This window comes from Pseudomonas sp. SWRI111 (assembly GCF_014268555.1).
Classification (GTDB): domain Bacteria; phylum Pseudomonadota; class Gammaproteobacteria; order Pseudomonadales; family Pseudomonadaceae; genus Aquipseudomonas; species Aquipseudomonas hamedanensis.
Genome location: NZ_JABWQQ010000007.1, coordinates 136,598 through 148,879, shown reverse-complemented (window position 1 = coordinate 148,879; position 12,282 = coordinate 136,598). Strand labels below are relative to the sequence as shown.

Annotated in this window: 12 protein-coding genes; 3 read left to right on the top strand and 9 right to left on the bottom strand. The window is 60.9% G+C overall.

Annotation, left to right across the window (positions count from 1 at the left end; genetic code table 11):
• Positions 1-827 precede the first annotated feature (827 nt).
• The gene (locus tag HU755_RS11245; protein ID WP_186547595.1) at positions 828-1,592 is read left to right on the top strand and encodes an SDR family oxidoreductase; all 765 of its coding nucleotides are present in this window, start codon (positions 828-830) and stop codon (positions 1,590-1,592) included.
• Between the two features lie 203 nt (positions 1,593-1,795).
• Positions 1,796-2,701, top strand: a complete 906-nt coding sequence (locus HU755_RS11240; protein WP_186632508.1) for a cation diffusion facilitator family transporter — start codon at positions 1,796-1,798, stop codon at positions 2,699-2,701.
• Positions 2,702-2,848: 147 nt separating this feature from the next.
• Here the strand turns inward: HU755_RS11240 and HU755_RS11235 are convergent, their stop codons facing one another.
• The 7 genes from HU755_RS11235 to HU755_RS11205 form a co-directional block, all read right to left on the bottom strand.
• A complete protein-coding gene (locus tag HU755_RS11235) occupies positions 2,849-3,982 on the bottom strand; it encodes an AGE family epimerase/isomerase (RefSeq protein WP_186632505.1) in 1,134 nt (377 codons plus the stop codon).
• Between the two features lie 184 nt (positions 3,983-4,166).
• Positions 4,167-4,739: a HupE/UreJ family protein gene (locus HU755_RS11230; RefSeq protein WP_186632502.1), complete on the bottom strand. Its 573-nt coding sequence runs from the start codon at positions 4,737-4,739 to the stop codon at positions 4,167-4,169.
• A gap of 28 nt (positions 4,740-4,767) precedes the next feature.
• Entirely contained in the window at positions 4,768-5,382 is a 615-nt protein-coding gene (gene ureG, locus HU755_RS11225; RefSeq protein ID WP_186621656.1) for an urease accessory protein UreG, read from the bottom strand.
• A gap of 22 nt (positions 5,383-5,404) precedes the next feature.
• A complete protein-coding gene (locus tag HU755_RS11220; RefSeq protein ID WP_186632499.1) occupies positions 5,405-6,079 on the bottom strand; it encodes an urease accessory protein UreF in 675 nt (224 codons plus the stop codon).
• Positions 6,076-6,576: an urease accessory protein UreE gene (gene ureE / locus HU755_RS11215; protein WP_186547583.1), complete on the bottom strand. Its 501-nt coding sequence runs from the start codon at positions 6,574-6,576 to the stop codon at positions 6,076-6,078. Before ureE ends, HU755_RS11220 begins: the two co-directional genes overlap by 4 nt.
• A 303-nt stretch (positions 6,577-6,879) precedes the next feature.
• Complete coding sequence (locus tag HU755_RS11210) at positions 6,880-7,512, bottom strand: TetR family transcriptional regulator (protein WP_186632496.1); 633 nt, start codon at positions 7,510-7,512, stop codon at positions 6,880-6,882.
• Positions 7,513-7,665: 153 nt separating this feature from the next.
• Positions 7,666-8,133 (bottom strand): hypothetical protein, encoded by a 468-nt coding sequence (locus HU755_RS11205; RefSeq protein ID WP_186632494.1) that lies wholly within the window; start codon positions 8,131-8,133, stop codon positions 7,666-7,668.
• A gap of 382 nt (positions 8,134-8,515) precedes the next feature.
• Between HU755_RS11205 and HU755_RS11200 the strand changes: the two genes are divergently transcribed.
• On the top strand, positions 8,516-10,591 hold the full coding sequence (locus HU755_RS11200) for an AsmA family protein (protein ID WP_186632491.1): 2,076 nt from the start codon (positions 8,516-8,518) through the stop codon (positions 10,589-10,591).
• A gap of 119 nt (positions 10,592-10,710) precedes the next feature.
• Here the strand turns inward: HU755_RS11200 and HU755_RS11195 are convergent, their stop codons facing one another.
• Both HU755_RS11195 and HU755_RS11190 read right to left on the bottom strand, forming a co-directional pair.
• Entirely contained in the window at positions 10,711-11,241 is a 531-nt protein-coding gene (locus HU755_RS11195) for a bacterioferritin (RefSeq protein ID WP_186547575.1), read from the bottom strand.
• Between the two features lie 99 nt (positions 11,242-11,340).
• A complete protein-coding gene (locus HU755_RS11190; protein WP_186632488.1) occupies positions 11,341-12,279 on the bottom strand; it encodes a LysR substrate-binding domain-containing protein in 939 nt (312 codons plus the stop codon).
• Positions 12,280-12,282 lie beyond the last annotated feature (3 nt).

Sequence of the window (12,282 nt, the reverse complement as noted above, 5' to 3'; positions counted from 1 at the left end):
GTATACACAGCCCCGGCGACGAAAAGTCCCGGGGCTTTTTTATCCCCAAGCTCGCCACAACCCCCTGTAGGAGTGAGCCTGCTCGCGATAGCGGTGGGTCAGTCACTTCAGATGTTGGCCAATTTACCGCTATCGCGAGCAGGCTCACTCCTACAGGGGAATTGCGCGAGTTCAGAATTGTGGAAAACAAATTCCCCAAGCTGCCAAAGCGCGACATATAGACGCTGCAAACGGCTGTTTTTCCACAGTTTTGACTTGTCCCCGTTTGCTGTGGAGCTGGCTGTGAATAACGTGGGTGTATGTGCTCGCAGGCCTTGTGGCGCAAGGCTTTCAGGGTTGTGGTTGTTTTTTGATCAGGCGATTTCAAGCAAGCGTTAGGCGCCGTTGTCAACCTATTTATAGCGCAGGTAGGTCGCATGCTTTCGCGCATCAAGGCCTGTGGATAAGTCTGTGATTAAACTCTGGAAAGACTGCGCTGAGCGCCGTAATTGCTGGCCTCGCGCGATCACAATGTGGAGACATCGGTCGTGCAAAATGCCATGTCCCGCACATCCATTGCGTCAGGGTCAAGCAAAAAACTTTCCATTTCGCCCGCAAAGCCTTGTGGGGCGCGGCTTGGCGCCGTTGCACTTGCCCCCGAAAACTGTGGAGCAGACTGTGGATAACATGCGTGCACATGGCTACAGACCACGTTCGCTATGGTGTTGGCGCGGTTGGTCGTTTTTTGTACAGATTGTAGGTGTTGCCCGTGAATGCGAGGGCGGGCATGCTGCCTGCTGATTTTCTATTCCAAGGGCCGCCGCGGTGGCCGAAGCAAGGAGAACACGATGTCCAACACCCTGTTTATTACCGGTGCGACCTCCGGTTTTGGTGAAGCCTGTGCCCGTCGTTTTGCCGAGGCCGGCTGGAAACTGGTGCTGACCGGTCGTCGTGAGGAGCGCCTCAATGCCCTGTGTGCCGAACTGTCGAAACAGACTGAGGTGCACGGTCTGGTTCTCGATGTGCGTGACCGTAAAGCGATGGAGGAGGCGATTGCCAACCTGCCGCCATCGTTCGCCAAACTGCGCGGCCTGATCAACAACGCCGGCCTGGCGCTGGGCGTGGACCCGGCGCCGAAGTGCGATCTGGACGATTGGGACACCATGGTCGATACCAACGTCAAAGGTCTGATGTACGCCACCCGCCTGCTGCTGCCGCGCCTGATTGCTCATGGGCGTGGCGCCGGTATCGTCAACCTCGGCTCCATCGCCGGCAACTATCCGTATCCGGGCAGCCACGTGTATGGCGCGACGAAAGCGTTCGTCAAACAGTTCTCGCTGAACCTGCGTTGCGACCTGCAAGGCACCGGCGTGCGGGTCAGCAACATCGAGCCCGGCCTGTGCGAAAGCGAGTTCTCGCTGGTACGGTTTGCCGGTGACCAGGAGCGCTATAACGCGACCTATGCCGGTGCCGAGCCGATCCAGCCGCAGGATATCGCCGAGACGATTTTCTGGGTGATGAACACCCCGGCGCACATCAACATCAACAGCCTGGAGCTGATGCCGGTGAGCCAGACCTGGGCCGGGTTTGCCATCGAACGTAACAAGGCCTGATACCTGATCCTGTGGCCAGAGATTGCTCCCGCTGGACTGCGCAGCAGGCCCCTGCTTTTTTGCTGAAACAGGGGGGCGCTTCGCACCCCAGCGGGAGCAAGCTCCCTCGCCACATAATCGGGCGAAAACCGATGATAAGGTAAACTCCCCTCGCAATAACCCCACCGCACCCTGCGGTGTTTCAGGTTTTTCGAGGAGTCAAAGTGAGTAACCGAGGTGAGCAGACACTGCTCAAACAATCGACCATTCTGATGTTTGCCGTGGCGATCGCCGGGATCGTCACCGGTTTTGTTTCAGGTTCGCAATCCATCCTGTTCGATGGTTTTTTTTCGCTGATCGCAACCTTCATCAAAGTCCTGATGCTGATCACCGCCAGGTTGATCGCCAAGCAGAGCAACCAGCGCTTCCAGTTCGGTTTCTGGCACCTGGAACCGATGGTGCTGCTGATCGAAGGCAGTTTCCTGCTGTTGATTGCCATCTACGCGTTTCTCAACGGCGTGTTTGGCATCATCAACGGAGGGCGTGAGATCGAGTTGGGTCTGGTGATTATCTATGCCGCGGTGTTTACCGTGGTCGAGTTCGCCTACTTCTTCTACGTGCGCCACCGTAATCGCCAGCTCAAATCCAGCCTTATCCAGTTCGACAACATCAGTTGGCTGGTCGACGCGATGCTTTCGGTGGGGTTGTTGATCAGCTTCCTTGCGGCGCTGTTGCTCAAGTCCCAGGGCTACGGCGAGTGGGCGGTGTATGTCGACCCGCTGATCCTGATCGTACTGGCGCTGACCATGTTGCCACCGGCCTTCAAGATCCTCGGCCCGGCGTTACGCGATGTGCTGGGGATTGCCCCGGACGTCCTCGATGACCAAGTGCGTCAGGTCATGGACGCAGCGAAGGTCACGCATGGTTTCGACGATTATGTGTCCTACGTGCAAAAGCACGGGCGGGCGCGGTTTATCGAGATTCACGTGGTGTTGCCGGCGGATTATTCGCTGAGCAATGTCGGGCAACTGGATGCGTTGCGCGAGGAGATTTCGGCGCAGTTGGGCAAGCCGGATGCGGCGCGGTGGCTGACCATCAGCTTCACTGGCGACAAGAAGTGGATTGCCTGATCTGCCCCGGATTTCGGCTGAGAACACAGTTGTGGCGAGGGGATTTATCCCCGCTGGGGCGCGCAGCGGCCCTGAAGAGAGCGGGGCCGCTGCGCAGCCCAGCGGGGATAAATCCCCTCGCCACAGTAAATCCCTTTTGCCATCAGGTCAGCGCAGATATTCAGCCAGTCCGCTATAGCAAGTCGCCAAGTGATATGGCGTAGTCGAAGGCATGTCCTTGCGACTGACCTCGCCGTTTTCATCCCGGCATTCATGCCACCCGCCAGCATGCAGAAACCGCTGCCGCAACGCCTGCAACTGGCGCAACACCACCGCTTCGCTGCCAGCGCGCAACGTCAGCGCGCGCAGGTATTCGGCTTGGGCCCAGATCCGCTGGGTCGAATCCCGCGGCCGTCCATTACCTTCCAGATCGAGCATCGCCCGCACCGCGCCGCACGATTGCAGCACGCCATACTGCTCGGTAAAGGCAAACGCCCGATCCAGCGCGCCATGCAGTTTCGAGTTACGCAACAGCGCCGACGATTGCAGCAGGAAATACCACTCGAACTGATGCCCCGGCTCGTACCAGTTATCCACAGCGCCCAACGGCTTCTCCATCAAAACGCCATATTGCGGATCGACAAAATGCTTGTGCATGGCTGTGCATAACTCAAGCAGCGCCTTTTGCGTCTGCGGGTCTTCACGCACGGCGAGGGTCGCCAGAAAGGCTTCGGCCAGGTGCATCAACGGGTTTTGCAGCGGGCCGGTCTGCAGGGTGATCCAGTCGCGCTCAAGGCATGCTTCGTAAAGGCCATCGCCGGTAGCGAAGCGTCGACCGATGATTTCAAGGGCGGCGTTCAACGTCGACTCGACCAGCGGATCGCCGGACTTCTGCCAGAAATGCGCGCAGGCAAACAGGATGAAAGCGTGGGTATAGAGATCCTTGCGCACGTCCAGCGGTTTGCCTTGGGCATCGATGCTGTAGAACCAGCCACCGTGCTCGGCATCGTGGAAGTGCCGTTGCAAGGACCGGAACAACGCCGCCGCACGGACGTCAGCGTTATCCACAACCCCGATCAGACTGGAAAACAGATACAGCTGCCGCGCACAGGCCATCGCCCGGTAGCGTTGCGCTGGCAATGGCTGGTGCGTGGCGTCCAGTGCCTCGTACGGTAGCGCCATGTCGGCGTTCCAGCCCGGGCCTTGCCACAGCGGCACGATCACGTTGAGGAAGTGCTGTTGCACATCGCCGAACAGGACAGTCAGTTCGGGCTGGGTGGTGGAGCGGCAAGCGTGGGGCATGGGCGGACGTCGTCACGGGCTGGGGCGATTGCGCGACATGGTAGCAGAGCGGCAGCCTGATGAGACGCGGTGTCTGTCAGACCGCCTTCGGCGAGCAGGCTCGCTCCCACAGGTTTTGTATACGCCACAAATCCACTGTGGGAGCGAGCCTGCTCGCGAAGAGGCCAGTGCAGGCGCTAAAAAATCATCCTGCCAACAACCAGACGCCGGTCGCCGCCGAAGCTGCACCCGCCAACCGCACCAGCGGTGCAGCGGCCACGGGCAGAACACGCACCACGCCATAACCGACTGCATGCAACACCGCCGTCGCCACAACAAACCCGGCCGCATACGCCCACGGATTGCTCATCTGCGGCAACTCCAGCCCGTGCGCCACGCCATGGAACAGGGCAAACAGCGCCGTCGCTGCCACTGCCATCACCAGCGGCGGACGCACCGCCAGTGCCACGGCCAGGCCCAGCGCCAATACCGAAGCGGCGATCCCGCTCTCCAGCGCCGGCAACTCAAGCCCTTCAAAACCGAGCAAACCGCCCAGCAGCATGGTGCCGACAAAAGTGCACGGCAGCGCCCAGCGCGCCGCGCCTTGTTGCTGCGCCGCCCATAAACCGACGGCCAGCATTGCCAGCAAATGGTCGAGCCCGCCGATCGGGTGGCCGATGCCCGCGATGAGGCCGCTGTCGCCATGCCCCGGATGAGCAAAGGCCAGCGCTGGTGTCAGCAGCAGCGCCGCAGCGCCAAGAAGGTGTTTGAGTGTCATGGCTAAGCTTCCTTGTTGATAACTGAAATCAGGCCGCAGTCAGCAGACCCTGGCGTTCGATGAAGGCAATGATCTCGTCCAGGCCCTGACCGGTTTTCTGGTTGCTGAACACGAACGGCTTGCCGTTGCGCATGCGTTTGGTGTCGCTGTCCATCATTTCCAGCGAGGCGCCCACCAGTGGCGCGAGGTCGATCTTGTTGATCACCAGCAAGTCGGATTTGCAGATGCCCGGCCCGCCCTTGCGCGGCAGCTTGTCGCCGGCGGAAACGTCGATCACGTAAATGGTCAGGTCGGACAATTCCGGGCTGAAGGTCGCCGAGAGGTTGTCACCGCCCGACTCCACCAGAATCAGATCCAGCCCCGGAAAACGTCGGTTCAGTTGATCGACCGCTTCGAGGTTGATTGAGGCGTCTTCGCGGATCGCCGTGTGCGGGCAGCCGCCGGTTTCCACGCCGATGATGCGCTCGGGCGCGAGGGCTTCGTTGCGCACCAGAAAGTCGGCGTCCTCGCGGGTGTAGATGTCGTTGGTGACCACGGCAAGGTTGTAGCGCTCGCGCAGTGCCAGGCACAAAGCCAGGGTTAATGCGGTCTTGCCGGAACCGACCGGGCCGCCGATGCCGACGCGCAGAGGTTGGGTGTGCATTTTATTCTCCAAAATAAAGGGCTTAAGAGCGGAAGAGCCGGCTGTACTGGCGCTCATGGGCCATGCACGCCAGCGACAGGCCGAAAGCGGCGCTGCCGATGTGTTCGGGATTGATTCGGGTGGCGCCCTGCTGCGCCTGTTGCAGCAGCGGCAGCAGTTCGCTGGTCAGGCGCTGAGCGGCTTGCTGGCCCAGTGGCAGGGTTTTCATCAGCACGGCGAGCTGATTTTCCAGCCAGCTCCACAGCCATGCGGCGAGAGCGTCCTGTGGGCTGATACCCCAGGCGCGCGCGGCCAAGGCCCAGCACAGGGCCAGATGCGGTTCGATGATCTGTTCGAGAAAGTCGCGCGCGGGCGCGTCGAGTTCCGGTAGACCGTTGAGTAACTGCTGCAACGAATAGCCCATCTGGCGGCTCTCCAGATGCAATTCGCGGGTTTCGCGGCTGGCACGGTGGCTCTCGCAGAGTTGCCGCAGTTCGGCCCAGTCTTCGTCCGCCGCCGCCTGACAATGCGCCAGCAATAACGGTGCTTCGAAGCGCGCGAGATTCAGCAGCAGTTGATCGCTGATCCAGCGTCGGGCGCTGTCCGGGTTGTTCACCCGGCCGTTATCCACCGCCATTTCCAGGCCTTGGGAATAGCTGTAGCCGCCAATCGGCAGCTGTGGACTGGCCAGACGCAGCAGCGCCCAGGCCGGATTCACAGGCGCACGCCGAACTGGTGGAGTTTCGGCGCGTAATTGAAATCTTCGTCGCCGTGGCGTGAATGATGATGGCCGCCCCCATAGGCGCCGTGCTCCGGCTGGAAGGGCGCCTCGATGGCTTCGGCCTGTGCGCCGAGCTGTTCTAGCATTGCCTTGAGCACGTAGTCGTCGAGCAGCCGCAGCCAGCCGTCACCGACTTGCAGGGCAACGTGACGGTTGCCCAGGTGGTACGCCGCGCGGGTCAGTTCAAACGCGTTGGCGCAGGTCACGTGCAACAGTTGTTCAGGACGTGCGCAGACGCGGACGATGCGGCCGTCCTCGGCCTGCAGACACTCGCCGTCATACAGCGGCGGCTGACCGCGCTCCAAAAACAACCCGACGTCTTCGCCCTCGGCACTGAAACAGCGCAAACGGCTTTTGCTGCGCGCGTCGAAGGTCAGGTGCAATTCGGCGGCCCAGACGGGTTGAGGGTCGATTCTGCGGTGAATCACCAGCATCGGGAAGCTTCCGGCAATGGACAATGCTCAGGCTAGAGCAAGGGCCGCGCCAATCCGACGGGACGTAGGAAATGGCTGTCGGCGTGCGCTTGATCTTTCAACAGACGGGAGAATTCTGGAAGGTTTTGGTGCATGAAGAATATGTCATGCACCAAATCGAGGCCGTGACGCTGCACCCTTGTAGGAGTGAGCCTGCTCGCGATAGCGGTTTATCAGTCAAGTATTGGTGGACTGACCGACCGCTATCGCGAGCAGGCTCACTCCTACAGGGGGGATTTGCGGTGTGTCAGGTAGAGAAGGGGGTTACTCGGTACTGCCCAGCCCTTGCCAGTGCTTGAGGCCGATAAAGATGAAGCGCAGTTGTTGGGTAATCTTTGCCTGGGGCGTCAGGTGCTCCGGCAGGGCGGCGGCGGGTGGGTCGATGATGTCCGGCAGGGTGGCGAACACCGATTTGACGATCAGGTCGGCCACCACACCCAGACCGGCAGGGTCCAGGTGCTGGAGCTTGGGCATCAGGGTCAGGTCGGCGGCCAGGTCGGCACTGATGTTTTCGCGCAAGCGCCCGATGGCCTGGCGCACCGGCAGCGAGCCGCCGTACTGCTCACGCGCCAGAAACAGAAATTGCGAGCGGTTGACGCTGACCACATCAAGAAAAATCCGCACCGAGGCATCGATGATGCCGCCCATGACGAATTCGTTGTGGCGCACCAGGCGGATGGTTTCGCGGAAGGTCTGGCCGACTTCGCTGACCAGCACCAGGCCGAGTTCGTCCATGTCGGCGAAATGGCGGTAAAAACCGGTGGGCACGATCCCGGCGGTTTTGCTCACTTCGCGCAGGCTCAGGCTGCCGAATCCTCGGCCGCTTTCCATCAGGTGGCGGGCAGCGTCCATCAGGGCGTTGCGGGTCTGTTGTTTCTGTTCGGCGCGGGGCAGCATCGCAGGGTGTTCTTCGACAGGACAAGCGCCGCACTCTAGCAAATCGGCTTTATCGGCGTCGAACGGGAGAAGGTGGCGCGCAGGATTTTACGGGGTTTGAAAAGTCAAAAGCCCAATCCGGTGATTGGGCTTTTTTGCCAGGCCGCCATGGGCTTAGCTCAATTGGCTGTTGCGTTCGATCACACGGTCACCACCGCCTTCGGCGAGTGCTTGACCCAGTGGGGTTTTATCGAAGCCGTCATCCGCCAGGGTCTGGCCTTGTGGAGTGCGGTCGCTGCCGTCGGATGCCAGGGTCTGGCCTTGAGGAGTACGGTCGCTGCCATCAGATGCGAGGGTCTGACCTTGTGGGGTGCGGTCGCTACCGTCGGATGCCAGAATCTGGCCTTGTGGCGTGCGATCGGAACCGTCTTGAACCAGGCCTTTTTCTTCCAGGCGATCACGACCGCCTTCAGCCAGGGTCTGACCTTGTGGGGTACGGTCAGAGCCGTCCGCAGCAACGGTCTGGCTGAATACCGAGTGGCTGGTTTTCACTTGTGGGGTCGCCTGATCGGCAGCCGGCAGGGCAAAAGCGGTACTGGCTAACATCGACAGGGTAAGGCTGAGCAGTAATTGGCGTTTCATGATGGGTTGCTCCTTGGGAGGGCGATAAAGTGGGTACGGAGGCAATGCTACTCTCGATAAGTCGATATAAAAGTTCATAAACGCAATGGTAATAATCAACAGAATTGATTGTTCTGCGGGGAGGCTCTAGATCGGGCCTTTGCGGGCGACGGTTGTGCACCGTCGTGGGTATTTTCGACTCACTCGCGCCTCGCAAATGTGCGGGTTGCGGTAACACACCTAGACCGATCGGTCAGATTTGCCGCGCTGTTTATGGCTTAAACTGCCTTTGGATAAAACCTGCGGGCCTTTCGCCAGTCACAGACTGCATAAGGGCCGCTTCGGTCTGCCGTTTTAGCTGTGCGTCGGGGTTGGCGTGCGGTCGTGATCAGGAGCTTTGTGCATGACGCGCACTGGAAAAATCTTCAGCTGGACCTTCGCCATTTTCGCGCTGCTGCTGGCAGCGCTGATTCTGATCATCGTGTTTTTCGACTGGAACCGGATCAAGCCGACCATCAACGCCAAAGTGTCGGAAGAACTGCATCGGGCGTTCGCCATCAACGGCAACCTCGCGGTGATCTGGCAGCGCGAGCCGGAGCAGGGCGGCTGGCGCGCCTGGGTACCGTGGCCGCATGTGGTCGCCGAGGACTTGAGCCTGGGCAATCCGGACTGGTCGAAACAGCCGCAAATGGTCACGCTGAAACGGGTCGAGCTGCGCATCTCGCCGCTGGCCTTGCTGGCGCAGCGCGTGGTGATTCCGCAGATCGACCTGACCGAGCCGAATGCCCAGCTGCAACGCCTGGCCGATGGCCGGGCCAACTGGACGTTCCAGTTTGATCCGAAAGACCCGAATGCCGAGCCGTCGAACTGGGTGGTGGACATTGGCGCGATCGGCTTCGACAAGGGCCACGTGACCCTCGACGATCAGACGCTCAAGACCGATCTCGATGTGTTGATTGATCCGCTCGGCAAACCGATTCCGTTCAGCGAGATTGTCGGCGACAAAGCGGCAAAAACCGCTCAGGACAAGGGCGGCGCACCACAGGATTACGCCTTTGCGCTCAAGGTCAAAGGTCGATACCACGAGCAGAATCTGACCGGGCAGGGCAAGATCGGCGGCTTGCTGGCGTTGCAGGACGCGAGCAAGCCGTTCCCGTTGCAGGCGCAGGCGAAAATCGGCGACACGCGTATCGAACTGGCCGGCACCCTGACCGATCCACTCAACCTCGGCGCCCTCGACCTGCGCCTGAAACTGGCTGGCGACAGCCTCGGCAATCTCTACCCACTGACCGGCGTGACTCTGCCGGACACACCGCCGTACTCCACCGACGGTCATCTGATCGCCAAACTGCATGAACCGGGCGGTGCGACATTCACCTATGAAAAATTCAACGGCAAAATCGGCGACAGTGACATTCATGGCGATCTGACTTATGTCGCCAGTCAGCCAAGGCCAAAACTCAGTGGCGCGCTGCTGTCCAATCAACTGCTGTTTGCCGACCTCGCACCGCTGATTGGTGCCGACTCCAACGCCGAGCAAAAAGCCCGTGGCGGTGCGAGCAAGCAACCGGCGGACAAGGTGTTGCCGGTCGAAGAGTTCAAGACCGACCGCTGGCGCGCCATGGACGCCGATGTCGAATTCACCGGCAAGCGCATCGTTCACAGCGAAAAGCTGCCGTTCAACGACCTCTATACCCACCTGAAACTCAACGATGGCGAGCTCAGCCTCGAACCGCTGCGCTTCGGCGTGGCCGGCGGCACGCTGGATGCGCAGATCCGCCTCAATGGCCGCACCGAGCCGCTGGAAGGCCGGGCGCGATTGACCGCACGCAAATTCAAGCTCAAGGAGCTGTTCCCGACGTTCGAGCCGATGCAGACCAGTTTCGGTGAACTGCACGGCGATGCCGATATCAGCGGTCGCGGCAACTCCGTGGCGAGGCTGCTCGGCAGTGCCAACGGTAGCCTGAAGATGCTGATCAATGACGGCGCGATCAGTCGTGAACTGATGGAGTTGGCCGGGCTCAACGTCGGTAACTATGTGGTCGGCAAAATCTTTGGCGACAAGGAAGTGAAGATCAACTGCGCGGCGGCCGACTTCGACATCAAGACCGGCCTGGCAACGACGCGCCTGTTTGTGTTCGACACCGAGAACGCGATCATCTACGTCGACGGCACGGCGAACATGGCCACCGAGCAACTCGACCTGACGGTGACGCCGGAGTCCAAGGGCTGGCGCCTGATCTCGCTGCGGTCGCCGTTGTATGTGCGCGGCAAGTTCATCAAACCGGATGCGGGCGTCAAAGCCGTGCCGTTGATGCTGCGCGGGGCGGGGATGGTCGCACTGGGTGTGATCGCGGCACCGGCGGCGGGCTTGTTGGCGCTGGTCGCGCCGAGCGGCGGCGAGCCGAATCAGTGTGCGCCGTTGCTGGAGCAGATGAAGCAGGGCAAGGCGCCTGTCACCGTTAAACCCAGCAAGTGATGGGGCGCCTGTAGAGGCCCCTTCGCGAGCAAGCCCGCTCCCACATTCGAATGCATTCCTTCAGTTGAAAGGTGATCAAATGTGGGAGTGAGCCTGCTGCGAATGCGGCCTGACTGGCGTTACAAATCCTTCAGGATGTCCGCCATGTCATCGGCATGCTCTTCTTCCTCGGCCAAAATGTCTTCGAAGATGCGCCGGGTGGTCGGGTCCTTGTCGCCCAGGTACTGGATGATCTCGCGGTAGCTGTCGATGGCAATGCGCTCGGCGACCAGGTCCTCGTAGACCATCTCTTTCAACGTATTGCCAGCCACGTATTGCGCGTGGGACAGCTGGCTCAACAGGTCGGGGTTGAATTCGGGCTCGCCGCCCAGTTGTACAATGCGTTCGGCCAGGCGATCGGCGTGCTCGGCTTCCTGATTGGCATGCTCGAGAAACTCATCGGCGGCGACGTTGGCTTTCAGGCCGTTGGCCATGAAATAGTGGCGCTTGTAGCGCAGGGTGCAGACCAGTTCGGTGGCCAGCGATTCATTGAGCAGGCGCAGTACCTCTTCCCGGTTGGCGCTGTAACTCTCGGTGACCGCGCCGTTTTCCACGTGTTGTCGGGCGCGCTCACGCAGGGTTTGAACATCAGACAAATGCAGGTCACTCATTTCATTCTCCTGGAGGCTAATCCGTCAGGCGCCACGTTCTACTGACGCGGTCGCTACCCAGGTTGTGAGTTCTGCGCGCCGGGAAAAGTTTTATCGGTTTTATGCCGGGTTCCCTGTGGTAGCGGCCGAAGGCTGCGCTCTTGGCGTCAGCCCGGACAACCGCGCCTCGTCCTGCAGCCAGCGAAAAAATGCGCGTACCGGCGGATGCCGTTCCCGTCCCGGCACGCAGAGCGCGCTGTAACCGGCGCCGTCGACCTGTACTTCACCGCGGTAGGGCACCAGCAAACCGCTGGCGACGCTTTCCGACACTAGAACATTGCTCGCCAGCACCAGTCCCTGGCCGGCGATGGCCGCTTGCAGTGCGTAATGTTCCTCATCGTATTCGCGGTTGACCGGCTGCTGATCGAGCCAGCGCTCGCCGGCCTTGGCGCACCACGCTTGCCAGCCGTGCGCATAAAGTCTGGAGTTGTGCCAGCGCACGCTGATCAGCGTCGGCGTGCGTCGCGCGGCCAGCGCCACTTGCTCGGGCGAGCCGTACACCGCGAACGACTCATCGAACAGGCACAGGCCATAAAGGTTCGGGTAATCATCGAGGCTGTAGCGCAGAACCAGATCGACGCTGGCGTCCTGATGCAGGTCGATGACTTCGCAATGGGTGTCGATGCGCACATTGATGTGCGGATGTTGCGCATAAAAACGGCCGAGGCGTGGCACCAGCCACAGCGCCGCAAACGCCGCCGTGGTCGACAGCGTCAGGCTGCTGCCGCTGCGGTGGGGGCGCAGGGTGTCGACGCTTTGCGCCACTTCCAGCAGGGCGCCGTGCAGGCTGCGAAACAGCCGCTCACCGCCCTCGGTCAGGCGCACCTGACGCGGCAAGCGTTCGAACAGGGCGACGCCGAGCCAGTCTTCCAGCGAGCGAATCTGGTGGGAAATGGCCGTCGGCGTCACCGACAACTCCTCGGCGGCGGCTTTGAAACTGGATAACCGCGAAGCCGACTCGAAGGCGCGCAGGGCGGTCAGGGGCAGCGAGGCAAACATTCA